This window comes from Streptomyces similanensis (assembly GCF_039543625.1).
Taxonomy (GTDB): domain Bacteria; phylum Actinomycetota; class Actinomycetes; order Streptomycetales; family Streptomycetaceae; genus Streptomyces; species Streptomyces similanensis.
This window is the reverse complement of sequence record NZ_BAABKC010000044.1, coordinates 98,675-120,337: the sequence shown is the minus strand read 5'-3', so window position 1 is coordinate 120,337 and position 21,663 is coordinate 98,675. Positions and strand designations below refer to the sequence as shown.

21 protein-coding genes are annotated in these 21,663 nt (G+C 71.9%); 10 read left to right on the top strand and 11 right to left on the bottom strand.

The window, feature by feature from the left end:
• Window positions 1-215: 215 nt before the first annotated feature.
• Complete coding sequence (locus ABEB07_RS14760; protein ID WP_345668726.1) at window positions 216-1,142, bottom strand: metallophosphoesterase; 927 nt, start codon at window positions 1,140-1,142, stop codon at window positions 216-218.
• 235 nt (window positions 1,143-1,377) lie between these two features.
• Here ABEB07_RS14760 and ABEB07_RS14755 point away from each other — a divergent pair, with 235 nt between their 5' ends.
• Window positions 1,378-1,842 carry a GatB/YqeY domain-containing protein gene (locus ABEB07_RS14755; protein ID WP_164583836.1) on the top strand — a complete coding sequence of 155 codons (465 nt, stop codon included), beginning with the start codon at window positions 1,378-1,380 and terminating at the stop codon, window positions 1,840-1,842.
• Between the two features lie 184 nt (window positions 1,843-2,026).
• Here the strand turns inward: ABEB07_RS14755 and ABEB07_RS14750 are convergent, their stop codons facing one another.
• A complete protein-coding gene (locus tag ABEB07_RS14750; protein ID WP_345668725.1) occupies window positions 2,027-4,342 on the bottom strand; it encodes a transglycosylase domain-containing protein in 2,316 nt (771 codons plus the stop codon).
• 484 nt (window positions 4,343-4,826) lie between these two features.
• On the opposite strand from ABEB07_RS14750, the gene wblA reads away from it, so the two are divergent.
• Window positions 4,827-5,165: a transcriptional regulator WblA gene (gene wblA, locus ABEB07_RS14745; RefSeq protein WP_176149898.1), complete on the top strand. Its 339-nt coding sequence runs from the start codon at window positions 4,827-4,829 to the stop codon at window positions 5,163-5,165.
• A gap of 135 nt (window positions 5,166-5,300) precedes the next feature.
• On the opposite strand, the gene ABEB07_RS14740 is transcribed toward wblA, so the two are convergent.
• Together ABEB07_RS14740 and ABEB07_RS14735 are read right to left on the bottom strand one after the other, a co-directional pair.
• Window positions 5,301-6,707: an ArsA family ATPase gene (locus ABEB07_RS14740; RefSeq protein WP_176149899.1), complete on the bottom strand. Its 1,407-nt coding sequence runs from the start codon at window positions 6,705-6,707 to the stop codon at window positions 5,301-5,303.
• The gene (locus ABEB07_RS14735) at window positions 6,704-7,681 is read right to left on the bottom strand and encodes an ArsA family ATPase (RefSeq protein ID WP_176149900.1); all 978 of its coding nucleotides are present in this window, start codon (window positions 7,679-7,681) and stop codon (window positions 6,704-6,706) included. Before ABEB07_RS14735 ends, ABEB07_RS14740 begins: the two co-directional genes overlap by 4 nt.
• A gap of 105 nt (window positions 7,682-7,786) precedes the next feature.
• On the opposite strand from ABEB07_RS14735, the gene ABEB07_RS14730 reads away from it, so the two are divergent.
• The 4 genes from ABEB07_RS14730 to ABEB07_RS14715 all read left to right on the top strand — a co-directional run bounded on the left by ABEB07_RS14730 (window position 7,787) and on the right by ABEB07_RS14715 (window position 10,403).
• Window positions 7,787-7,945 (top strand): DUF4177 domain-containing protein, encoded by a 159-nt coding sequence (locus ABEB07_RS14730; protein ID WP_009189813.1) that lies wholly within the window; start codon window positions 7,787-7,789, stop codon window positions 7,943-7,945.
• On the top strand, window positions 7,942-8,406 hold the full coding sequence (locus tag ABEB07_RS14725) for a RidA family protein (RefSeq protein WP_176149901.1): 465 nt from the start codon (window positions 7,942-7,944) through the stop codon (window positions 8,404-8,406). The genes ABEB07_RS14730 and ABEB07_RS14725 overlap by 4 nt, the downstream gene beginning before the upstream one ends.
• Window positions 8,407-8,697: 291 nt before the next feature.
• Window positions 8,698-9,576 (top strand): NUDIX hydrolase, encoded by an 879-nt coding sequence (locus tag ABEB07_RS14720; RefSeq protein WP_345668721.1) that lies wholly within the window; start codon window positions 8,698-8,700, stop codon window positions 9,574-9,576.
• Window positions 9,573-10,403, top strand: coding sequence for an MBL fold metallo-hydrolase (locus tag ABEB07_RS14715; RefSeq protein WP_164583830.1), 831 nt, complete (start codon window positions 9,573-9,575; stop codon window positions 10,401-10,403). The genes ABEB07_RS14720 and ABEB07_RS14715 overlap by 4 nt, the downstream gene beginning before the upstream one ends.
• 53 nt (window positions 10,404-10,456) lie before the next feature.
• Here the strand turns inward: ABEB07_RS14715 and ABEB07_RS14710 are convergent, their stop codons facing one another.
• Together ABEB07_RS14710 and ABEB07_RS14705 are read right to left on the bottom strand one after the other, a co-directional pair.
• Entirely contained in the window at window positions 10,457-11,212 is a 756-nt protein-coding gene (locus ABEB07_RS14710) for a nucleotidyltransferase domain-containing protein (protein ID WP_345668720.1), read from the bottom strand.
• Window positions 11,213-11,310: 98 nt separating this feature from the next.
• A complete protein-coding gene (locus ABEB07_RS14705; protein WP_009189818.1) occupies window positions 11,311-11,985 on the bottom strand; it encodes a Crp/Fnr family transcriptional regulator in 675 nt (224 codons plus the stop codon).
• 407 nt (window positions 11,986-12,392) lie between these two features.
• Between ABEB07_RS14705 and nth the strand changes: the two genes are divergently transcribed.
• The 3 genes from nth to ABEB07_RS14690 all read left to right on the top strand — a co-directional run bounded on the left by nth (window position 12,393) and on the right by ABEB07_RS14690 (window position 15,499).
• The gene (gene nth, locus ABEB07_RS14700; protein WP_425589003.1) at window positions 12,393-13,298 is read left to right on the top strand and encodes an endonuclease III; all 906 of its coding nucleotides are present in this window, start codon (window positions 12,393-12,395) and stop codon (window positions 13,296-13,298) included.
• 103 nt (window positions 13,299-13,401) lie between these two features.
• Window positions 13,402-14,181, top strand: a complete 780-nt coding sequence (locus ABEB07_RS14695; RefSeq protein ID WP_345668719.1) for an NUDIX hydrolase — start codon at window positions 13,402-13,404, stop codon at window positions 14,179-14,181.
• Window positions 14,182-14,299: 118 nt separating this feature from the next.
• Complete coding sequence (locus ABEB07_RS14690) at window positions 14,300-15,499, top strand: MarP family serine protease (protein ID WP_176149905.1); 1,200 nt, start codon at window positions 14,300-14,302, stop codon at window positions 15,497-15,499.
• Between the two features lie 104 nt (window positions 15,500-15,603).
• Here ABEB07_RS14690 and ABEB07_RS14685 read toward each other — a convergent pair whose 3' ends face one another.
• The 5 genes from ABEB07_RS14685 to acs form a co-directional block, all read right to left on the bottom strand.
• Entirely contained in the window at window positions 15,604-15,783 is a 180-nt protein-coding gene (locus tag ABEB07_RS14685; RefSeq protein WP_164583826.1) for a hypothetical protein, read from the bottom strand.
• A gap of 127 nt (window positions 15,784-15,910) precedes the next feature.
• Window positions 15,911-16,861 (bottom strand): alpha/beta fold hydrolase, encoded by a 951-nt coding sequence (locus tag ABEB07_RS14680; RefSeq protein WP_176149906.1) that lies wholly within the window; start codon window positions 16,859-16,861, stop codon window positions 15,911-15,913.
• Entirely contained in the window at window positions 16,858-17,352 is a 495-nt protein-coding gene (locus tag ABEB07_RS14675; RefSeq protein WP_164583824.1) for a phage holin family protein, read from the bottom strand. The genes ABEB07_RS14680 and ABEB07_RS14675 overlap by 4 nt, the downstream gene beginning before the upstream one ends.
• A gap of 135 nt (window positions 17,353-17,487) precedes the next feature.
• Complete coding sequence (nhaA, locus tag ABEB07_RS14670; RefSeq protein ID WP_345668718.1) at window positions 17,488-18,948, bottom strand: Na+/H+ antiporter NhaA; 1,461 nt, start codon at window positions 18,946-18,948, stop codon at window positions 17,488-17,490.
• 233 nt (window positions 18,949-19,181) lie between these two features.
• The gene (gene acs, locus ABEB07_RS14665) at window positions 19,182-21,146 is read right to left on the bottom strand and encodes an acetate--CoA ligase (protein ID WP_345668717.1); all 1,965 of its coding nucleotides are present in this window, start codon (window positions 21,144-21,146) and stop codon (window positions 19,182-19,184) included.
• A gap of 258 nt (window positions 21,147-21,404) precedes the next feature.
• Between acs and ABEB07_RS14660 the strand changes: the two genes are divergently transcribed.
• Window positions 21,405-21,662: a helix-turn-helix domain-containing protein gene (locus ABEB07_RS14660; protein ID WP_345668716.1), complete on the top strand. Its 258-nt coding sequence runs from the start codon at window positions 21,405-21,407 to the stop codon at window positions 21,660-21,662.
• Window position 21,663 lies beyond the last annotated feature (1 nt).

The following is a 21,663-nucleotide window of genomic DNA, read 5'->3' as shown; positions in this document are numbered from 1 at the left end:
ATGCCCTCACGGTAGGAAGACTGGGCACAACGGGCGATTCGGGTGGGCTGTGCGGGTGATACGGCGGGGGCGGCAGAAGCGGCGGACGTGGCGGAGGTTGCGCGGGTGGGGTGCCGACTGCGTCGTGCCCGGTGCTCGCGCCCCCCCGCCCCACCAGCTACTTCCACCCCACCGGCTACTCCCGGCCCCCCCACCGGCTACCTCCGCCCCACCACCTACTCCCGCCCCACCAGCGTCAGCAGCGTCGCCTCCGGGGGGCAGGCGAAGCGGACCGGGGTGTAGCGGTTGGTGCCGCAGCCCGCCGAGACGTGCAGGTAGGAGGTGCGGCCCTCGGCGGTGTGGCTGGACAGGCCCTTGACCCGGTCGGTGTCGATGTCGCAGTTGGTGACCAGTGCGCCGTAGAAGGGGACGCAGAGCTGGCCGCCGTGGGTGTGGCCGGCCAGGATCAGGGGGTAGCCGTCGGCCGTGAAGGCGTCCAGGACGCGCAGGTACGGGGCGTGGACCACGCCCAGCGAGAGGTCGGCCGTGCCGGACGGGCCGCCGGCCACCTTCGCGTAGCGGTCCCGTTTGATGTGCGGGTCGTCAAGGCCCGTCAGCTCCACCGAGACGCCCTCGACCTTCAAGGTGCCGCGGGTGTTGGTCAGGTTGAGCCAGCCCGCCGCGTCGAAGCCGTCGCGCAGCTCCTCCCAGGGGTTGTGGATCGCGCCGGCCACGGGCTTGTTGCCGTTCAGCCCGTGCCGGCCGCTCGTCTTCTCCAGCAGGTAGCGGGCGGGGTTGCGCGGCTTGGGGCCGTAGTAGTCGTTGGACCCGAAGACGTACGCGCCCGGGAACTCCATCAGCGGGCCGAGCGCGTCCAGCGTCTCCGGCACGCCCTCAGGGTCCGAGAGGTTGTCGCCCGTGTTGATCACGAAGTCGGGGCGCAGCCCGGCCAGCGAGCGCAGCCAGCGCTGCTTCTTGCGCTGGCCGCCGACCATGTGGATGTCGGAGACCTGGAGGACGCGCAGGGGGCGCATGCCGGGGGGCAGGACCGGGACCGTCACCCGTCGCAGGCGGAAGGAACGGACCTCGAAGCCCGCCGAGTAGAGAAGACCGGCGGTCGCGACCGCCGTGATGCCCAGGGGAACTCCGTATCGCGCGCGCATGTGTCCATCGTCTCAGGACCGTGCCGCGCGGCGGAAACCGCCCACGGGGACGGGCACATGGGCGCGTTGATCCACGTGGGTGCCGGCACGCGGGCCTCCGCCACGACCGGTCCGCGGGGAACCCCGTGAGGAGCGGTGGTCGCGAAGCGCCCGGCGGGGCGGCCGTCGTGAATCCCCGGCGGGGCGGCATAAATGGGTGCGCGGCGGCGCTCCCGTTCCTGCGACAATCGGAGCCATGACCACGCTCAAGTCGAAGCTTCAGGAAGACCTCAACGCCGCGATCCGGGAGCGCGACGAACTGCGCTCCTCGACCCTCCGGCTGACGCTCACCGCGATCACCAAGGAGGAGGTCGCGGGCAAGGAGAAGCGCGAGCTCTCCGACGACGAGGTCCTCAAGGTGATCACCAAGGAGGCCAAGAAGCGCCGCGAGGCGGCCGAGGCCTTCGCGCAGGGTGGTCGCCCGGAGTCGGCCGAGCGGGAGAAGGCCGAGGGCGAGCTGCTCGCCGCGTACCTGCCCAAGCCGCTGTCCGACGAGGAGCTGAACGCCATCGTCGCCCAGGCCGTCGAGGAGGCCAGGGCGGCCGGCGCCGAGGGGCCGCGGGCGATGGGCGCAGTCATGAAGATCGTGAACCCGAAGGTGGCCGGGCTGGCCGAGGGCGGCCGCGTGGCCGCCGCGGTCAAGAAGCTGCTGGCCGGCTGACGCGCGGCGCCACCCGGCCCGGTACGCACGCGGCTTACGTTCGCACGCGGTGTACGTTCGCACGCCGCGTACGTGAAAGGGGTGCCCGACGGACCGTCGGGCACCCCTTTCACGCTGCTTGCCATATCGGGCCGGCCTCGCGCCGCCCCCCGAGCCGCCGCCCTACGCCGAAGGCGGCGTCGCCTCAGCCGTGCCGCCCCCCGTGCCCGTTCCCCCGGCCTCCGCCGGTCTGGCCCTGGATCACGTTGCCCGGGACGGAGAACGTCGGGTTCGGGCCGTTGCCACCCGTTCCGTTGCCGCCCGCGCCGCCGCCGGTCAGCGCGCCGATGAGGCCGCCGATGAGGCCGCCGTCGTCACCGTGGTCGCCGCCGTTGTCCCCCCTTCCCCGGCCGTTTCCTTTTCCCTTGTCCTTGTCCCTGCCCTTGTCACCGCCGTCCGGGATGTCGACGAGGTTGAAGGACGGGGCCGGCTTGCCGGTCAGCGCGCCGGTCATCGCGTCGCGCCAGATCGGACCGGGGACGTCGGCGCCGTAGACGAGGTCGTGGTAGACGCCGCCGATGCGGATGTCGGTCATCTTGACCTTCTGGGTGGCGCTGCCCACCCAGACCGCGCCGGACAGGTTCGGGGTGTAGCCGACGAACCAGGCGTTCTTGCGCTCGTCCGTCGTACCCGTCTTACCGGCGTTGTCGCGGTCGGAGAGACCGGCCTGCTGGCCCGTACCGGAGTCGATCACGCCCTTGAGCAGGGAGTTGACGGTGTCCGCTGTCTTCTCGGACATCGCGCGGGTGCAGGTCGTCCTCGGCACCGCGAGCGACTTCTCCTGGTCGCCGATCTTCTGGGTGATCGACTCGATGGCCACCGGCGTGCAGTACGTGCCGCGGGAGGCGAAGGCGGCGTACGCGGACGCCATCGTCAGCGGCGAGATGCCCTTGGAGCCGAGCGCGATCGCGGGCACCTGCGGCAGCTTCTCGCCGTTGCCCTGCACCACGTGCAGCTTGTCGGTCATGGAGACGACCGGGCACAGGCCGATGTCGGAGATCATCTGCACGAAGTAGGTGTTGACCGACTTCGCCATGGCCTCCTTCAGGGCGTACGGGCCGTGCTCGGAGGTGCTCTCGTTCTCCACGTCCGCGTGCTCGGTGTTCGCCCACCGCTTGCCGTCGCACGCCTGGACCGGGCTCGGGTACGGCATCTTGTACGGCGACGGGTACTCCTGCGTGGCCGGCTTGCCCTGCTCCAGCGCCGCCGCCGCCACGAACGGCTTGAACGTCGAACCGGTCGGGAAGCCGAAGTTCGAGCCGCCCAGATCGCTGCCGACCGAGTAGTTGATCTCGGTCTCGTTCTTGCCGTAGCCGTACGGCTTGGACTGGCCCATCGCCAGGACCTTGCCGGTGCCCGGCTGGATCAGGACGGACGCCGCCGCGACGGAGTCCGACTGGTTGATGTGCTGCTTGAGCGAGTCCTGCACCGAGGCCTGGGCCTGCGGGTCCAGGGTGGTGCGGATGGTCAGGCCGCCCTGGTTCCAGATCTTGGCCCGCTGCGCGCGGGTCTTGCCGAACACCGGGTCGGTGAGGAAGACCTGCTCGACGTACTTGCAGAAGAAGCTGGAGTCCTTGACGGCGGTGATGCAGCCGTTGCGCGGCTGGGTCACCTTCAGCGCCAGCGGCGCCTTCTTGGCCTTGTCGGCCTCCGCCTGGGAGACGTCGCCGACCTCGGCCATCCGCTGCAGCACGGTGTTGCGCCGCTTGGTGGCCTCCGCCTCGTCGTTGACCGGGTCGTAGCGGCTCGGCGACTGCACGATGCCGGCCAGCAGCGCGGCCTGGGGCAGGGTCAGGTCCTTGGCGTGCGTGGAGAAGTAGCGCTGGGCGGCGGCCTCGACGCCGTAGGCCTGCTCGCCGAAGAAGGTGATGTTCAGGTAGTTCTCGAGGATCTTCTTCTTGCCCAGGTCCTGTTCGACCTGGATGGCGTACTTCAGTTCCTTGATCTTGCGGCCGAGCGTCTGCTGGGTGGCCTCGGCGACCTTCGTCGGGTCGTCGCCGGCCTCCTCCACGAAGACGTTCTTCACGTACTGCTGGGTGAGCGTGGACGCGCCTTGGGCGACGCCGCCGCTCTGCGCGTTCTTGTTGAGGGCGCGCAGCACGCCCTTCAGGTCGATCGCGCCGTGCTGGTAGAAGCGCGAGTCCTCGATCGCGACGAGCGCCTTCTGCATGTACGGCGAGATGTCCTTCAGCTCCACCACCGTGCGGTCGCGCGAGTACACCTGGGCGAGCTGCCGGCCCTGGGCGTCCAGGATGGTGGTGCGCTGGCTGAGCGGCGGGCGCCTGAGGTTGGCCGGGATGTCGTCGAACCCCTGGACCGATCCCTTGGCGGCCAGCCCCAGCGCGCCGGCGGCGGGCAGGGCGATGCCGGCCAGGACCGCACCCGCGAGCACACTGACACCGAGGAACTTGGCGGCCTGCTGGGTTGGCGACAGACCACCGCCCGAGCGCTTCTTTGGCATGGGGGCAGCCTACGTTCTCATTCGCCGGACACGCGTATATGCCTTGGCCTAAGCTGCTCTCGACTGTCACAGCGGTACGGCCATGAATCAATACGTCCGGCGACCTCGAAACGTTCCGGAGCGGCCCCGGTTTTTTCGCCGGCCGGTGCTCCAGGCGGGTGGAAGCGGGTCGGGCGGTGCGGCCGGGGTGATGCGGCGGGACGGTGCGGGCGCGGGAGACGCGCGCCCGAAATCGCCTCGTGTGGCATCCGGCGTCCGTTGTGGCGCAACGGAATTGTCCCAGTGTGCCGGGAATGCCGCAGATGTCGTCACCTCACTCCCCCGGGTGATCTGCGCCCCACCCATAGTCCGTTCGGACCATTCAAGATTGGGCCCGCTGGGGGTGTTGCGCTGTGCCCACCTTCCGTAACGTCCTCAACTGGCGGCGGTGAATATGCCGCTGCCGCCGTGGGGGAGCCTCGATTCGGGAGAGGACGGCGCCGGTATGGGCTGGGTAACCGACTGGAGTGCGCAGGCGGCCTGCCGCACTACCGATCCGGATGAACTGTTCGTTCAGGGAGCAGCGCAGAACAGGGCCAAGGCGGTGTGCACCGGCTGCCCGGTACGCACCGAGTGCCTCGCCGACGCGCTCGACAACCGCGTCGAGTTCGGCGTGTGGGGAGGCATGACGGAGCGCGAGCGCCGCGCCCTGCTGCGCCGGCGGCCGACCGTCACCTCGTGGCGCCGGCTGCTGGAGACGGCGCGTTCGGAGTACGAGCGCGGGACGGGCCTGGTGTCCCTCGACGACGACCAGGTGTACGAGGACTACGCGGCGGTGGGCTGAGGGCGCCCGAGGGCGCCTCCGGGACTTCGCGCGCCGCGCGCGCCGGGCGGCTACGCCCGCGCGAGCCGCACCCCGTGTGCGTCCCGCGCCGTGCGCCCCGCGCCGTGTGTCCCGCGCGCCCTGTGCCGCGCGCCGTCAGGCGCCGGGTTCCGGTTCCGGCAGCTCGCGCCGGTTGTCCGCGAGCCGGTTTCCGATGTCCCGCAGCCCCGCGAGGTCGTGCACGTCGCCGGGCAGCGCGGCCACTTCGGCCACCGCCACCTCGGGGTGCCGGGCGGTGAAGCGGTCACGCGTGCGCCGCTCGCGCGAGAGCAGCTGCATGCGCTCGGCGTGCAGCCGCAGCAGACCAGCGGTCACCTGGTCGACGGCGTCGGCCTGCTCGGCGGCGGAACCGGAGGGGGAGCCGGCTGAGGTGCCGTCCGAGGCGTCGGCCGACGTGCCGTCCGAAGCGCCGGGGGAGGCGTCGGCCGGCTCGACCGGGTGCGAACTGCCCTGTGTTTCGGGAGAGTTACGAGACTCAGCTTTCCCGTCCCCCTGATCGACAATGCGGGAGTCCTCAAGATTTTCCGCGGCCGCGATCGCCCGTTCGGCCGACAGCTGGCCGGCGCCGCTGCCGTGGACGCGGTTGAGCACCAGGCCGGCCAGCGGCATCTTCTCCGCGGCCAGCCGCTCCACGAAGTACGCCGCCTCGCGCAGCGCGTCCCGCTCCGGCGCCGCCACCACCAGGAACGCCGTCCCGGGCGCCTGGAGCAGCTTGTACGTGGCGTCCGCGCGGGTGCGGAAGCCGCCGAAGGTGGTGTCCATCGCGGCCACGAACGTCTGGACGTCCTTGAGCAGCTGGCCGCCCAGCAGCTTGCCGAGCGTGCCGGTCATCATCGACATCCCGACGTTCAGGAACTTCATCCCCGCGCGTCCGCCCAGCTTCGCCGGCGCGGTCAGCAGCCGGATCAGCCGGCCGTCGAGGAAGGAGCCGAGCCGCTTGGGCGCGTCCAGGAAGTCCAGGGCCGAGCGCGAGGGCGGTGTGTCGACGACGATGAGGTCCCACTCGTCCCGGGCGCGCAGCTGGCCCAGCTTCTCCATCGCCATGTACTCCTGCGTGCCCGCGAAGCCCGCCGAGAGCGACTGGTAGAAGGGGTTCGACAGGATCGCGGCGGCCCGCTCCGGGTCCGCGTGCGCCTCCACGACCTCGTCGAAGGTGCGCTTCATGTCGAGCATCATGGCGTACAGCTCGCCGTCCGCCTCGGTGCCCTTCACCCGGCGCGGGACGTTGTCGAGCGAGTCGATGCCCATGGACTGGGCCAGGCGCCGGGCCGGGTCGATGGTCAGGACGACCACCTTGCGGCCGCGCTCGGCGGCCCGCAGCCCGAGCGCCGCCGCCGTGGTCGTCTTGCCGACCCCGCCCGAGCCGCAGCACACCACGATCCGCGTCCTCGGGTCGTCGAGCAGTGGATCGACGTCGAGCACGCGCGTGTGCGCGAGCCGCCGGGCGCCCTCGTGGGGCCGGCCGGAGGAACCTTCGGTCTCCCGCGCGGGGTCCGGGCTCATGACATCCCCTGCTTCCGCAGCTCGCTCGCCAGTTCGTACAGGCCCGCCAGGTCCATGCCCTCGGCGAGCAGTGGCAGTTCGTGCAGCGGCAGGCCCAGCTCACCCAGGGCCGAGCGCTGCTCCTGCTCCAGCGCGTACCGCTCGGCGTACTCCTCGGCCTGGACCAGCAGCGGGTCCACCAGCCGCTCGGCGTTGCCGCCGCGCCGCGCGCCGCCGAGTCCGGCCGAGGACAGCGACTTGGCCAGGGCGGTCCGCGGTGCGGCCCGTACGAGTTCCAGACCGGCCGCGTCCAGCACCCGCGGCCGCACCATGTTCACCACCACGCGGCCCACCGGCAGCCGCGCGGCGCGCAGTTCGGCGATGCCGTCCACGGTCTCCTGGACGGGCATCTCCTCCAGCAGCGTCACCAGGTGCACGGCCGTCTCGGCCGACTTGAGCACCCGCATGACCGCCTGCGCCTGATTGTGTATCGGGCCGATCTTGGCCAGCCCGGCCACCTCGTCGTTGACGTTGAGGAAGCGGGTGATGCGGCCGGTCGGGGGCGCGTCCATGACGACGTAGTCGTAGGCGAACCGCCCGGCCTTGTCCTTGCGGCGCACCGCCTCGCACGCCTTGCCGGTCAGCAGGACGTCCCTGACGCCCGGCGCGATGGTGGTGGCGAAGTCGATGGCGCCGAGCTTCTTCAGGGCCCGGCCGGCGCTGCCCAGCTTGTAGAACATCTGGAGGTAGTCCAGCAGCGCCAGTTCGGGGTCTATGGCGAGTGCGTACACCTCCCCGCCCCCGGGTGCGACGGCGATCTTCCGTTCTTCGTACGGCAGCGCCTCCGTTTCGAAGAGCTGTGCGATGCCCTGCCGACCCTCGACCTCGATGAGGAGCGTCCGCTTCCCCTCCGTGGCCAGGGCCAGCGCGAGGGCGGCGGCGACCGTGGTCTTTCCGGTCCCGCCCTTGCCGCTGACGACCTGGAGCCTGCTCACGTCTTCGAGCCTAACCATTCGGCGCTCGGGTCACGCGGGAGGCTGTGGACAACCGCGGTCGTGGCCGCCGCCTGCGGGGCCCCGATCAGCGGCTACAGTCGCCCCATGACCAAGTGGGAATACGCAACCGTGCCGCTGCTCGTCCATGCCACGAAGCAGATCCTGGACACCTGGGGCGAGGACGGCTGGGAGCTCGTCCAGGTCGTGCCCGGCCCGAACCCCGAGCAGCTGGTGGCCTACCTGAAGCGGGAGAAGCAGGCGTGAGCGCGGTCGAGGCGAAGCTCGCCGAACTCGGTCTGACCCTGCCCGAGGTCGTGCCGCCGCTGGCCGCCTACCAGCCGGCCGTGCGGTCCGGGCCGTACGTCTACACCTCCGGCCAGCTGCCGATGGTGGACGGCAAGCTCCCGGTCACCGGCAAGGTGGGTCTGGAGGTCACCCCGGAGGAGGCCAAGGACCTGGCCCGCACCTGCGCGCTGAACGCGCTGGCGGCCGTCAAGTCCGTCGCGGGCGACCTGGACCGCGTCGCACGCGTGGTGAAGGTCGTGGGCTTCGTCGCCTCGGCCGCCGACTTCACCGGCCAGCCGGGCGTCGTCAACGGCGCCAGCGAGCTGCTGGGCGAGGTCCTCGGTGACAAGGGCGTGCACGCGCGCAGCGCGGTCGGCGTGGCGGTGCTGCCGCTGGACGCCCCGGTGGAGGTCGAGATCCAGGTCGAGCTGGTTCCGTAAGGGCCGCTGAACGCCGCTGAGCCCGCTGAGCCCGCTGAGAGCCACTGGGAGTTGTTGAGCGTCGCTGAGCGCCGTATCGGTGCCCTGAAGGGCCGTACCGGCGTAGTGCGGGCCGTACCGGCGTAGTGCGGGCCGTGCCGGCCTAGTGCGGGCCGTGCCGGTGACCTGACGGGCGTACCGGCGCCGTGAAGGGTGTACAGCGGGCCCGAGGCATGTCCCATGGCGGCGCCTCAGGCCCACCGGCCTCGGGCGCCTCTCGAACATTCGCGCGCCACCGGATAGCCTCCGGCCATGGCGAATGGGCAGTGGTTCCCCCCCGACTGGCCGGACCGCATCCGCGCGCTCGCGGACGGCACCCTCACCCCGGTGACGCCCCGGCGCGCGGCTACCGTCATGCTCCTGCGGGACACCGACGCCGGACCCGCCGTGCACATGCTGCGCAGACGCGCCTCCATGGCCTTCGCCGGGGGCGCGTACGCGTATCCGGGCGGCGGCGTCGACCCGCGCGACGACGACCGCGCGATCCGCTGGGCGGGTCCCACGCGCGCGTGGTGGGCCGACCGGCTCGGGCTGGAGGAGACGGCGGCCCAGGCGATCGTCTGCGCGGCCGTGCGGGAGACGTACGAGGAGGCGGGCGTCCTGCTCGCCGGGCCCGGCCCGGACGCGGTCGTCGGCGACACCACGGGCGCGGACTGGGAGGCCGACCGCGCCGCCCTGGTCGCCCGTGAGCTGTCCTTCGCCGAGTTCCTCGACCGCCGGGGCCTGACCCTGCGCTCGGACCTGCTGGGCGCCTGGACGCGGTGGATCACCCCCGAGTTCGAGCCGCGCCGCTACGACACCTGGTTCTTCGTGGCCGCCCTGCCCGAGGGGCAGCGCACCCGGAACGCCTCCACGGAGGCCGACCGCACGGTGTGGATCCGCCCCCAGGACGCGGTCGGCGGCTACGAACGGGGCGAGCTGCTGATGATGCCGCCCACCCTCGCCACCCTGCGCCAGATCCTCCCCTACGGCAGCCCCGCCGAGGCCCTCGCGGCGGCGCCGGCCCGCGATCTGACCCCCGTCATCGCGCGGGCCCGCCTGGCGGACGGCGGGGTGGTGCTGTCCTGGCCGGGCCACGCCGAGTTCACCCTGCACATCCCCGCCGACGTCCAGGAAGGTCCCCGCGCATGACGGACGCAGCAGCGCTCCCCGGGCAGCCCCGGGGCGGCGTCCTCTCCGGCCCCGCCACCGCGCGGGCGGTCAACGTGCTCGCGCCCAACGCCTCCGCCATGACCCTGGACGGCACCAACACGTGGATCGTGTCCGAACCCGGCTCCGAACGGGCGGTCGTGATCGATCCGGGGCCGCTGGACGAAGGCCATCTGAGCGCCGTCGTCGCCACCGCTGAACAGGCCGGCAAGCGCGTCGCGCTGACCCTGCTGACCCACGGCCACCCCGACCACGCCGAGGGCGCCGCCCGCTTCGCCGAGCTGACCCGCACCCGCGTGCGGGCCCTCGATCCGGCCCTGCGGCTGGGCGACGAGGGCCTGGGCGCGGGGGACGTGATCGAGGTGGGCGGCCTGGAGCTGCGGGTCGTGCCGACCCCGGGCCACACCGCGGACTCGCTCTGCTTCCACCTCCCGGCCGACCGGGCCGTCGTCACCGGCGACACGATCCTGGGCCGCGGCACGACCGTCGTGGCGCACCCGGACGGCCGCCTCGGCGACTACCTGGACTCGCTGCGCCGGCTGCGGAGCCTGACCGTCGACGACGGCGTGCACACGGTGCTGCCGGGCCACGGGCCGGTCCTGGAGGACGCCCAGGGCGCGGTCGAGTTCTACCTGGCCCACCGCGCCCACCGGCTGGCCCAGGTCGAGACGGCCGTCGAGGACGGCCACCGCATACCGGCCGACGTCGTCGCCCATGTGTACGCCGACGTGGACCGCTCCCTGTGGCCGGCGGCGGAACTGTCGGTCCGGGCGCAACTGGAGTACCTGGAGGAGCACGGGCTCATCTAGGGCCCCGCGCCCTCCTGGCGGGCGGTTCCGCCGTCCCTGGGGTTACCCGGCCCCTACGGCGTGGGTCTGGGCGCCTTGACGCCGTGCACGCGCGCGTACTCCCCGGCGAGCCAGGGGCCGAGGTCGTCGACGTAGGAGCGCAGCACCGCGAGGTCGCCGACCGGGTCGTAGCCGTACCGGGCCGCCGTACGCAGCTGTGCGGCCCGCGCGGGGTAGTGGGCGCCGAACGCGTCGGCCATCTCGTGCAGGTCGCTGGTCCAGCCCCGCCAGCGGGCCATGACCAGGGTGAATCCGGTGCGGACGAGGTGGCGTGACATGAACCGCACCAGCGGCCGGCGCGCCGCTTCGGTGTCCTCGGCCGCCGCGATCCGCTCCCGCCAGCGGGGCAGGCACCGGTCCAGGTCCCCGTTGGTCTCGCGGGCGAGCGGCGGGTCGTCGGGGCGGTAGCGGGGCAGGCGCGCGGCGAGGTCGTCGCCGAGCAGGGGCGTGCACAGGCAGGCGACGAACCAGCCCAGGTCGTACCGCTCCAGGTCGCTGAGCAGCCGGTCCCGGCCGTACAGCAGCGTGCCGACGCCGTCGATCTGGGTGAACTCCGCGTCGAGCGCCGTGCCGAGTGCCCGGGCCGTCCGCCGGTCGGCGTCCGTCGGCTCCGCCCGCAGCGCGACCAGCAGGTCCAGGTCGCTGCGTCCCACGCGCGCGGTGCCGCGCGGGATCGACCCGTAGAGGTACGCGCTGTGCAGCCGCGCCCCGTAGACCTCCGGCAGCCGGGCCCTCGCGGCCGCGACGACGGGACGGAACGCGTCGGGCACGCGCGCGAGGGATCCTTCGCGGGCGATGTATCCCTCAGGGGTGAGGCCCCGGCGCGGTACGCCGCCTTCGGAGCCCGGTCCCCCCGGTGGGGCCGGGGTCAGCGGGACCTCTTGGCCAGCCGCTCGACGTCCAGCAGGATGACCGCGCGGGCCTCCAGCCGCAGCCAGCCGCGCTGGGCGAAGTCGGCGAGCGCCTTGTTGACCGTCTCGCGGGACGCGCCGACCAGCTGGGCCAGCTCCTCCTGCGTCAGGTCGTGCACGACGTGGATGCCCTCCTCGGACTGCACGCCGAAGCGGCGGGAGAGGTCCAGCAGGGCGCGGGCCACCCGGCCCGGCACGTCGGAGAAGACCAGGTCGGACATCTGGTCGTTGGTCTTGCGCAGGCGCCGGGCCACGGCGCGCAGCAGGGCGCCGGCCACCTCGGGCCGCACGTTCAGCCAGGGCTGGAGGTCGCCGTGGCCCAGGGCCAGCAGCTTGACCTCGGTCAGCGCGGTCGCCGTGGCGGTGCGCGGGCCCGGGTCGAAGAGCGACAGCTCGCCGATCAGCTCGCCGGGGCCTACGACGGCCAGCATGTTCTCGCGGCCGTCGGGGGACGTGCGGTGCAGCTTGACCTTGCCCTCGGTGACCACGTAGAGCCGGTCGCCCGGGTCGCCCTCGTGGAACAGCGAGTCGCCGCGTGCGAGGGTCACCTCCGTCATGGAGGCGCGAAGCTCCGCGGCCTGCTCGTCGTCGAGCGCCGCGAAGAGCGGATTGCGCCGCAGAACGTCGTCCACGAGTTCTCTCCTTGTCGACCTGCTCAGAGGATCTTGAACCCCTGGGTACCAGGGGTCCGTGTTCCCCATTTTGCCGGACGGTCCAAACAGTGTGATCTGTCACAAGGATGCCGTACAGGTGTCCTGGGGTACGCGGCAGGGGTCCGATCGGGCGCCGATCTTCGGGGTCCGGGGCGGATGTCGGTACCGGGCCGTAGGCTGGCCGGGTGTCCAAATCGCCGGTGAGAGCGCAGGCCGAGGGGGCTGGACGAGTGGTCGTACGACAGGATTCCGCCGTGGGCGAACAGGGGCCCGAGGGTGGCTCGGAAGCGGCGGAGGCGAGCAAGCCGAGGAGGGCGGGGACGTCCGGGAAGTCGGCGCAACCGGCGCAGCGGGCGCAATCGGCCGAACCGGCGAAGGCGGCGAAAGTGGCACAGTCGGCGAAGGTGACGAAAGCGGCGCGGCCGGCGAAGAAGGCGACCGTCGTGACCGAGAAGGCCACCGCCGCCGTGCGGAAGGCAGCGCCCGCCAAGACCGTCGCGCCCAAGCCCCCGAAGGACGAGTCGCGCACCGCCCTGGTCCGCCGCGCCCGCCGGATCGACCGCGAACTGGCCGAGGTCTACCCGTACGCCCACCCCGAACTGGACTTCGAGAACCCCTTCCAGCTGCTGGTCGCCACGGTCCTGTCCGCCCAGACCACGGACCTCAGGGTGAACCAGACGACGCCCGCGCTGTTCGCCCGCTACCCCACCCCCGAGGACCTGGCCGCGGCCAACCCGGAGGACGTCGAGGAGATCCTGCGGCCCTGCGGCTTCTTCCGGGCCAAGACCAAGTCCGTCATGGGCCTGTCCAAGGCGCTGGCGGAGGAGTTCGGCGGCGAGGTGCCGGGGCGGCTCGAAGACCTGGTCAAGCTGCCCGGCGTCGGCCGCAAGACCGCCTTCGTGGTCCTCGGCAACGCCTTCGGCCGCCCCGGCATCACCGTGGACACGCACTTCCAGCGGCTGGTGCGGCGCTGGCGGTGGACCGAGGAGACCGACCCCGGGAAGATCGAGGCGGCCGTCGGCGCGCTGTTCCCCAAGAGCGACTGGACCATGCTGTCGCATCATGTGATCTTCCACGGCCGCCGGATCTGTCACGCCCGCAAGCCCGCCTGCGGAGCCTGCCCGATCGCCCCGCTGTGCCCGGCGTACGGCGAGGGCGAGACCGACCCGGAGAAGGCGAAGAAGCTGCTCAAGTACGAGAAGGGCGGCTTCCCGGGCCAGCGCCTCAAGCCCCCGCAGTCCTATCTGGACGCGGGCGGCACCCCGGCCCCGCCGCTCAGGGCGAACGGGTGACCCCGGCGGAACGAACCCGGCGGCGCCGGGCGTTGGACACGGCAGGACGGTGCTGGCACCACAGCGTGGACGTGACGAGGACGAGAACGGGACGGGGGTGGCGATGACGCGGACGAGCGGGACGGCGGACGGCACACAGGGCGGACCGGCGGCACGGAACGGCGCGGGGACGCCGGGCGGCGCGGCGGGAACGGATGGTTCGGCGGGGCCGGGCGGGTCGGCGGTGGTCAGCGCGGCGGGGCTGCCGGAGTGGCTCGCGCCGGTGGTGCGCGTCGCCGAGACGGTGCGGCCCGTCCAGCTGAGCCGTTTCCTGCCGCCGGAGAACGGCGCCGGACGCCAGTCCGCCGTCCTCGTCCTGTTCGGCGAGGGCGCGCGCGGACCCGAACTGCTGCTCATGGAGCGGGCCACCTCGCTGCGCTCGCACGCCGGGCAGCCCTCCTTCCCCGGCGGCGCGCTCGACCCCGAGGACGGCGATCCGCGGGGCGAGGGTCCGCTGCGGGCCGCGCTGCGCGAGGCCGAGGAGGAGACCGGGCTCGACCCGAAGGGCGTACAGCTGTTCGGTGCGCTGCCCCGGCTCTACATCCCGGTCAGCGGCTTCGTCGTCACGCCCGTGCTCGGTTGGTGGCACACGCCCACCCCGGTGGACGTCGTCGACCCCGCCGAGACCGCCCGCGTCTTCACCGTCCCCGTGGCCGATCTCACCAACCCGGACAACCGCGCGACGACCGTCCACCCCAGCGGCCACCGGGGCCCGGCATTCCTGGTCGAATCGGCCCTCGTATGGGGCTTCACCGCCGGGATCATCGACCGGCTGCTGCACTACGCGGGCTGGGAGCTGCCCTGGGACCGGGACAAGCAGGTCCCACTCGACTGGCGGTCATGACAGGGTGTTCCGTGCCGTCCGGACCGGACGCGACCGGACGCGCCCGAAAACGCTCCGCCGGTCCCGGCCGGCCCGCGGTGACCGGTGACCGAAAGACGATGAGGCGAGGCTCGACACGGTGAACGTGCTGGACATCCTGCTGCTGGTCGCCGCCGTGTGGTTCGCGGTCGTCGGTTACCGCCAGGGATTCGTCGTCGGCGTCCTGTCGGTGATCGGCTTCCTGGGCGGCGGAGTCGTCGCCCTGTACGCGCTGCCGCTGATCTGGGACGCGCTGACGGACAACACACCGGTCAGCACCACCGCGGCCGTCGTCGCGGTCGTCGTCGTCATCGTCTGCGCCTCGGTCGGCCAGGCCCTGACCACGCACCTCGGCAACAAACTGCGCGTCCACATCACCTGGTCCCCGGCCCGCGCCCTGGACGCGACCGGCGGCGCCTTCGTCAACGTCGCCGCGCTGCTGCTCGTCGCCTGGGTGATCGGCTCGCTCCTGGGCGGCACGACGATACCGACCGTCGGCAGGGAGGTGCGCAACTCCAAGGTGCTGATCGGGGTCTCCGGGGTGATGCCCGCCCAGGCCAACACCTGGTTCTCCGACTTCACCTCGGTGCTCGCGCAGAACGGCTTCCCGCAGGTCTTCAGCCCGTTCGCCAACGAGCCCATCACCGACGTACGACCCCCGGACCCGGCCCTGCGGCACAGCGCCGTCGCCGAACGCGCCCGACGGTCCGTCGTCAAGGTCGTGGGCACCGCGCGCAGCTGCGGCAAGGTGCTGGAGGGCAGCGGCTTCGTCTTCGGCGACCGCCGCGTCATGACCAACGCGCACGTCGTCGGCGGGGTCGACGAACCCACCGTGCAGATAGGCGGCGAGGGCAGGAAGTACGACGCCACCGTCGTCCTGTACGACTGGCGCCGCGACATCGCCGTGCTCGACGTGCCGGACCTGAAGGCGCCCGCCCTGCAGTTCACCGGCGCCGACGCGCACAGCGGCGACAGCGCGATCGTCGCCGGCTTCCCGCAGAACGGTTCCTACGACGTCCGTGCCGCGCGCGTGCGCGGGCGCATCCCGGCCAGCGGCCCGGACATCTACCACCGCGGCACCGTCCGCCGTGACGTCTACTCGCTCTACGCGACCGTCCGCCAGGGCAACTCCGGCGGCCCGCTGCTCACCACCGACGGCAAGGTGTACGGCGTGGTGTTCGCCAAGTCGCTCGACGACGCCGACACCGGGTACGCGCTCACCGCCGACGAGATCCAGCAGGACATCCTCAGCGGACGCGGCGCGACCCAGCAGGTGGACAGCGACAGCTGCGCGATGTGAACCGGCGGGTGCGCGTCGCGTGCCCGTGACGTGTGCGCGCTGAGTGCCCGTGAGGGGTGTGCGCTGGGCGCCCGTGAAGGGGTGTGCGCCTCGGCGTGGGCCGGTCAGCCGCGTGGGTGACGCAGGCGTACGGAGACCCAGCGGGCGCGGCGGCGCAGAATGCGCGGAATGCCCACCCGGGGGTCCGTAGCCGTCAGTTGCGGGACATCCCGGTGAGGGGAGCCCGGACCGCTCGCCGAACGGCGGGTGCGTGCTACGTCACTGTAGTCGTGCGTCCAGCCCATACCGGGACGTCTGCCCCCACCCCAAGGTCGATAACCGCCTTCGGGCAACCCAATTGGCTTATGCGCCGGGCAAGTGGCCGTTCGAAGGACAGGCGTTCACGTTCGGATACCGACCGCTACGGAACCGTCACCGGTCCGGCTCGGGGTCCTTGAGCCAGTTGACCAGTTCCGTGGAGAACGCCACCGGGTCCTCCTCGTGCGGGAAGTGCCCGAGGCCGTCGAAGAGCCGCCAGCGGTAGGGGGCCTCGACGTACTCGCCGGAGCCGGCCGCGCTGCGGGTGCGCTGGACCGGGTCCAGGGAGCCGTGCAGATGCAGCGTCGGCACGCGCACGGGGCGTTTCATCCGGCGGTAGAACTGGACGCCGTCGGGCCGGGCCAGGGAGCGCACCAGCCAGCGGTAGGGCTCGATGGCGCAGTGCGCGGTCGACGGGATGCACATGGCCCGGCGGTAGACGTCCACCGCCTCGTCGTCCGGCAGCCGCGGCCCCGACCAGTCCCGGATGAGCCGGGCCACCAGCGCGCCGTCGTCCGCGGTGAGCCGGCGCTCGGGGAGCCACGGCCGCTGGAACCCCCAGATGTGGGAACTCGCCGCCGACTGCCGCATGTCCGCGAGCATCGCCGAGCGCCAGCGCCGGGGGTGCGGCATGGAGGCCACGGCGAGCCGCCGGACGAGCTTGGGGCGCATCGCGGCCGCCGTCCACGCCAGATAGCCGCCCAGGTCGTGTCCGACGAGGGCGGCGTCCGGCTCGCCCAGGGAGCGGATCACACCGGTGACGTCGAGGGCGAGGCCCGCCGGGTCGTAGCCACGGGGGGTGCGGTCGCTGCCGCCCACGCCGCGCAGGTCCATCGCCACGGCGCGGAAACCCGCGTCGGCGAGAGCGGTCAGCTGGTGCCGCCAGGTCCACCAGAACTGCGGGAAGCCGTGCAGCAGCAGCACCAGCGGCCCGTCACCCACCTCGGCGATGTGGAAGCGGGCGCCGTTGGCGGCGACGTCCCGGTGCGTCACCTTCCGGTCGCCGGGCAGGTCCATCCGTACGACCGAGGTCGGCTGCGCCGAAGGGGTGGCGGGGTCCGTCATGAGGACGAGCGTGCCACAGCCTCGATGGCGGCGGGCGTGCGGTCCTCCAGAGCGGGAGTTTCCGGGCGCGGGTGCGGCTTGGCCAGTTGCAGCACGCCGGCCGTCTGCTTCACCGAAGCGGCGACCTTCTGCGGGCCCTTGCCCTTCTTGGCCTTCTTGGCGAACACCGTGCCGATCAGGCCGAGCAAGCCGGCGACCAGGACGTTGGCCGCGAAGGACAGCAGGAAGCAGACCGCGAGGTTCCAGCCGCTCCAGGTCCGAATGCCGTAGGCGAGGGCGAAGTTGAGCATCGGCAGCGAGAACACCAGCACCGCCCCGGCCGCCGAGAACGCGCCGCCGCTCACCGCGCCGCGCTTGACGTCCTGCTTCAGCTGGGCCTTGGCCAGTGCGATCTCGTCGTGCACCAGCGCCGACAATTCGGTCGTCGCCGAGGCGAACAGCTGGCCGATGCTGCGTTCGGCGCCGACCGGGCTGCCGTCGGGTGCGCTCATCGCGGTCTCCCTCTCCTGCCTGACTGGGCGTAGTGCTTCCGTCCGGCGTCCGTCCGGCGCCGGCCGCCTTCGCGTGCCGGTGCCCGACCTCCGCCTGGCCGGTGACGGTCCCGTTTTTTGTACCGTCCCGTCAGATCATGCCGGACTGTCGTTCTCCTCGCCTGCCCCGCCCGGCACTTCGGCACGCCGCGCGGCCCGTTCGGCCGTCTTCTCGTCGGCGATCCTGCGGTGTTCGGCGGCCTGGTGTTCGAGGATGTCGGCCATGCGGAGGTGGTAGGCGGGGTCGTCCTCCTCGTACACGTCCGGGATGCCGTCGTGGTCCTCGTCCCGTTCCTCGGCCTCGTACAGCCTCCGGTAGTGGGCGTTGCGCATCTTCAGCAGGAGCGTGGCGAGCGCCGCCGCGACGACGGAGCCGGTGAGGACGGCGGCCTTGACCTCGTCCGTGAGGGTCGGGTCGCCGTCGAAGGCCAGCTCCCCGATGAGCAGGGAGACGGTGAACCCGATCCCGGCGAGGGTGGCCACGGCGAACACGTCGGCCCAGGCCAGGTCGTCGCTGAGAGAGGCTCTGGTGAACCGTGCGGTGAGCCAGGTGCCGCCGAAGACGCCGATCGTCTTGCCGACGACGAGGCCGAGGACGACGCCGAGCGTCTCGGGCCTGCCGAACACGTCCGCCATCGCCCCGCCGGACAGCGACACGCCCGCGCTGAACAGAGCGAACAGCGGCACCGCCAGGCCCGCCGACAGGGGGCGCACGAGGTGCTCGACGCGCTCTCCCGGGGAGCGCTCCTCGCCCTCGCGGGTGGTGCAGCGCAGCATCAGGCCCATCGCGACGCCCGCGATGGTGGCGTGGATACCGCTGTTGTACATCAGCCCCCACACGACCAGGCCGAGCGGCACGTACACGTACCAGCCGCGCACGCCCTTGCGCAGCAGCACCCAGAAGAGCAGCAGGCCGGCGAGCGCGCCCCCGAGGGCGGCGAAGTTCAGGCGGTCGGTGAAGAACACCGCGATGATCAGGATGGCGAACAGGTCGTCGACGACGGCGAGGGTGAGCAGGAAGGCGCGCAGGGCGCCGGGCAGTGAGGTGCCGATGACCGCGAGCACCGCGAGGGCGAAGGCGATGTCGGTGGCGGTCGGCACGGCCCAGCCGCCGAGCGAGCCGCCCCCGGCGAGGCTGGTGACGGTGTAGACGAGCGCGGGCGCCGCCATGCCGCACAGCGCGGCGATCACCGGCAGCGCCGCCGCTCGGGGGTCCTTGAGATCGCCCGCGACCAGTTCGCGTTTGAGTTCGACCCCGGCCACGAAGAAGAAGAGCGCGAGGAGGCCGTCGGCCGCCCAGTGCTCCACGGACAGGTGGAGGCCGAGGGCGCCGGGGCCGAGGTGGAAGTGACCGACGCTCTCGTAGCTCGCGTGCAGCGCCGGAATGTTCGCCCAGACGAGCGCGGCGAGCGCGGCGAGGAGCAGCAGTACGCCGCCGACGGTCTCGGTGCGCAGCGCGTCCGCGACGACGTTCCGCTCGGGCAGGGACAGGCGCCCGAAAGCCCTGCGGGCGGCGGTTGCGGTGGCGGAGCGGGAACGAGAACGGGGCGCGGTCACGGGAACCTCCGGGCGGCGGCAGCACGAATCACATGCCGACCAGACTTCCCGGCGCACCTAGAGGATCTTTTTACGTTGTCGTTGTGCTGTTCACCCTACCCAAAGCGCGCCGGGCGTGCGGGACGGGCGGGGGAAGGGGCACCCGAGGGCGGTGACGTCTGTGACGTCTGCGTCGCTGTGATGTCTGTGTTGCGTTGACGTCTGTGCCGCCGGGTGCCCCTTCGGGGCCGTTCTCAGTCCTCGCTGGGCGCCGCCGGCAGCTTGGACTGGATGAGGTTCATGACCGTGGAGTCGGTCAGCGTGGTGACGTCACCGAGCTGCCGGTTCTCGGCCACGTCGCGCAGCAGGCGGCGCATGATCTTGCCCGAGCGGGTCTTCGGCAGCTCGGCCACCGGCAGGATCCGCTTCGGCTTGGCGATCGGGCCGAGCGTGCTGCCCACGTGGTTGCGCAGCTCCGCGACCAGGTCGTCGGTCTCCGTGACCGTGCCGCGCAGGATCACGAAGGCGACGATCGCCTGCCCGGTCGTCTCGTCCGCCGCGCCGACCACAGCGGCCTCGGCGACCGCGGGGTGGGAGACGAGGGCGGACTCGACCTCGGTGGTGGAGATGTTGTGCCCGGACACCAGCATCACGTCGTCGACGCGGCCGAGCAGCCAGATGTCGCCGTCGTCGTCCTTCTTGGCGCCGTCGCCCGCGAAGTAGCGGCCCTCGAAGCGCGACCAGTAGGTGTCGATGAACCGCTGGTCGTCACCCCAGATGGTGCGCAGCATCGACGGCCACGGCTCGGTGAGCACCAGGTAGCCACCGCCGCCGTTGGGCACCTCGTTCGCCTCGTCGTCCACGACGGTCGCGCTGATGCCGGGCAGCGCGCGCTGCGCCGAACCGGGCTTGGCCTCGGTCACGCCCGGCAGCGGGGAGATCATCATGCCGCCGGTCTCCGTCTGCCACCAGGTGTCGACCACCGGGGTGCGGTCCGCGCCGATGTTCTTGCGGTACCAGACCCACGCCTCCGGGTTGATCGGCTCGCCCACCGAGCCGAGCACGCGCAGGGAGGACAGGTCGAACTTCGCGGGGATGTCCTCGCCCCACTTCATGAACGTCCGGATCGCGGTCGGCGCCGTGTACAGGATCGTCACCCCGTACTTCTGCACGATCTCCCAGAAGCGGCCCTGGTGCGGGGTGTCCGGCGTGCCCTCGTACATGACCTGCGTCCCGCCGTTGGCCAGCGGCCCGTACACGATGTACGAGTGGCCGGTGACCCAGCCGACGTCGGCGGTGCACCAGTACACGTCCGTCTCCGGCTTGAGGTCGAAGACCGCCCAGTGCGTGTACGCGACCTGGGTGAGGTAGCCGCCGGAGGTGTGCAGGATGCCCTTGGGCTTACCCGTGGTGCCCGAGGTGTAGAGGATGAACAGCGGGTGCTCCGCCTCGAACGCCTCCGGGGTGTGCTCGGCCGACTGACGGCCGACCGCCTCGTGCCACCACAGGTCGCGGCTGTCGTCCCAGGCGACGTCCTGGCCGGTGCGGCGGACCACGAGCACGTTGCGCACGCCCTCCACACGGCCGACCGCCTCGTCCACGGCGGGCTTGAGCGCGGACGGCTTGCCGCGCCGGTAGCCGCCGTCGGCCGTGATCACGACCTTGGCGTCGGCGTCCTGGATGCGGGTGGCCAGCGCGTCCGCGGAGAAGCCGCCGAAGACGACGGAGTGCGCGGCGCCGATCCGGGCGCAGGCCAGCATCGCGACCGCGGTCTCCGGGATCATCGGCATGTAGATCGCGACCCGGTCGCCCTTGCGCACGCCCAGTTCGAGCAGGGCGTTGGCGGCCCTGGACACCTCGTCCTTGAGTTCGGCGTAGGTGATGGCGCGGCTGTCGCCGGGCTCGCCCTCGAAGTGGATCGCCGCCCGGTCGCCGTTCCCGGCCTCGACATGCCGGTCCACGCAGTTGTACGCCACGTTGAGCGTGCCGTCCTTGAACCACTTGGCGAACGGCGGGTTCGACCAGTCGAGGGTCTCGGTCGGCTCCTTGGCCCAGGTCAGCCGGCGGGCCTGCTCGGCCCAGAAGCCGAGCCTGTCAGCCTTGGCCTGTTCGTACGCCTCTGCCGTGACGTTGGCGTTGGCGGCCAGGTCAGCGGGCGGCGCGAAGCGTCGCTCCTCCCTCAACAAGTTGGAGAGGGAAGGACTTTCGTTGTTCGTCATCTACACACCGTCCCATGTGGTTTAGACCATTCAACAAGCCTGATTCTCTGGGCCCCTGGGGTGCACGGTCAACCCTTGCCCATCCTGGCACCGCGCCCACCGGTACAGCACGAACGACGGCCCCCGAAGGCTCAACACCTCCGGGGGCCGCCTACCTAGCGCACACGGCTCGCAACCGAGCGCTAGGCGATTTTCAGTGAATCATGCACGTACTCAAGGGCTCAATATACGGTTCACCGTAACGACAAACGATCATGAATGCGCAAGCGTGGACGGGTGCACGACCAGCCCGCCGAACTACTCGCCTACCGGCGACGCGTCGGCGATCGGTTGCGCAGGGCACGAGGCCGCGCGGGACTCACGCAGCAGGTGTTAGCCGAGCGCGCCGGCATCGACAAGCAGGCCATCTCCCTCATCGAGAACGCCCACTCGTCACCCCGCCTCGACACCCTGTGGCGCATCGCCCGCGCACTCGGCGAGCCCATCGACGTCATCGTGTGCGACGACCGGGCATAGC

Excerpts from the sequence above, each read along its gene's own strand:
- ABEB07_RS14760 (WP_345668726.1), bottom strand. The coding sequence starts at position 1,142 with ATGCGCGCGCGATACGGAGTTCCCCTGGGCATCACGGCGGTCGCGACC.
- ABEB07_RS14755 (WP_164583836.1), top strand. The coding sequence starts at position 1,378 with ATGACCACGCTCAAGTCGAAGCTTCAGGAAGACCTCAACGCCGCGATC.
- ABEB07_RS14750 (WP_345668725.1), bottom strand. The coding sequence starts at position 4,342 with ATGCCAAAGAAGCGCTCGGGCGGTGGTCTGTCGCCAACCCAGCAGGCC.
- wblA (WP_176149898.1), top strand. The coding sequence starts at position 4,827 with ATGGGCTGGGTAACCGACTGGAGTGCGCAGGCGGCCTGCCGCACTACC.
- ABEB07_RS14740 (WP_176149899.1), bottom strand. The coding sequence starts at position 6,707 with ATGAGCCCGGACCCCGCGCGGGAGACCGAAGGTTCCTCCGGCCGGCCC.
- ABEB07_RS14730 (WP_009189813.1), top strand. The coding sequence starts at position 7,787 with ATGACCAAGTGGGAATACGCAACCGTGCCGCTGCTCGTCCATGCCACG.
- ABEB07_RS14720 (WP_345668721.1), top strand. The coding sequence starts at position 8,698 with ATGGCGAATGGGCAGTGGTTCCCCCCCGACTGGCCGGACCGCATCCGC.
- ABEB07_RS14715 (WP_164583830.1), top strand. The coding sequence starts at position 9,573 with ATGACGGACGCAGCAGCGCTCCCCGGGCAGCCCCGGGGCGGCGTCCTC.
- ABEB07_RS14695 (WP_345668719.1), top strand. The coding sequence starts at position 13,402 with ATGACGCGGACGAGCGGGACGGCGGACGGCACACAGGGCGGACCGGCG.
- ABEB07_RS14685 (WP_164583826.1), bottom strand. The coding sequence starts at position 15,783 with ATGGGCTGGACGCACGACTACAGTGACGTAGCACGCACCCGCCGTTCG.
- ABEB07_RS14680 (WP_176149906.1), bottom strand. The coding sequence starts at position 16,861 with ATGACGGACCCCGCCACCCCTTCGGCGCAGCCGACCTCGGTCGTACGG.
- ABEB07_RS14675 (WP_164583824.1), bottom strand. The coding sequence starts at position 17,352 with ATGAGCGCACCCGACGGCAGCCCGGTCGGCGCCGAACGCAGCATCGGC.
- acs (WP_345668717.1), bottom strand. The coding sequence starts at position 21,146 with ATGACGAACAACGAAAGTCCTTCCCTCTCCAACTTGTTGAGGGAGGAG.
- ABEB07_RS14660 (WP_345668716.1), top strand. The coding sequence starts at position 21,405 with ATGCGCAAGCGTGGACGGGTGCACGACCAGCCCGCCGAACTACTCGCC.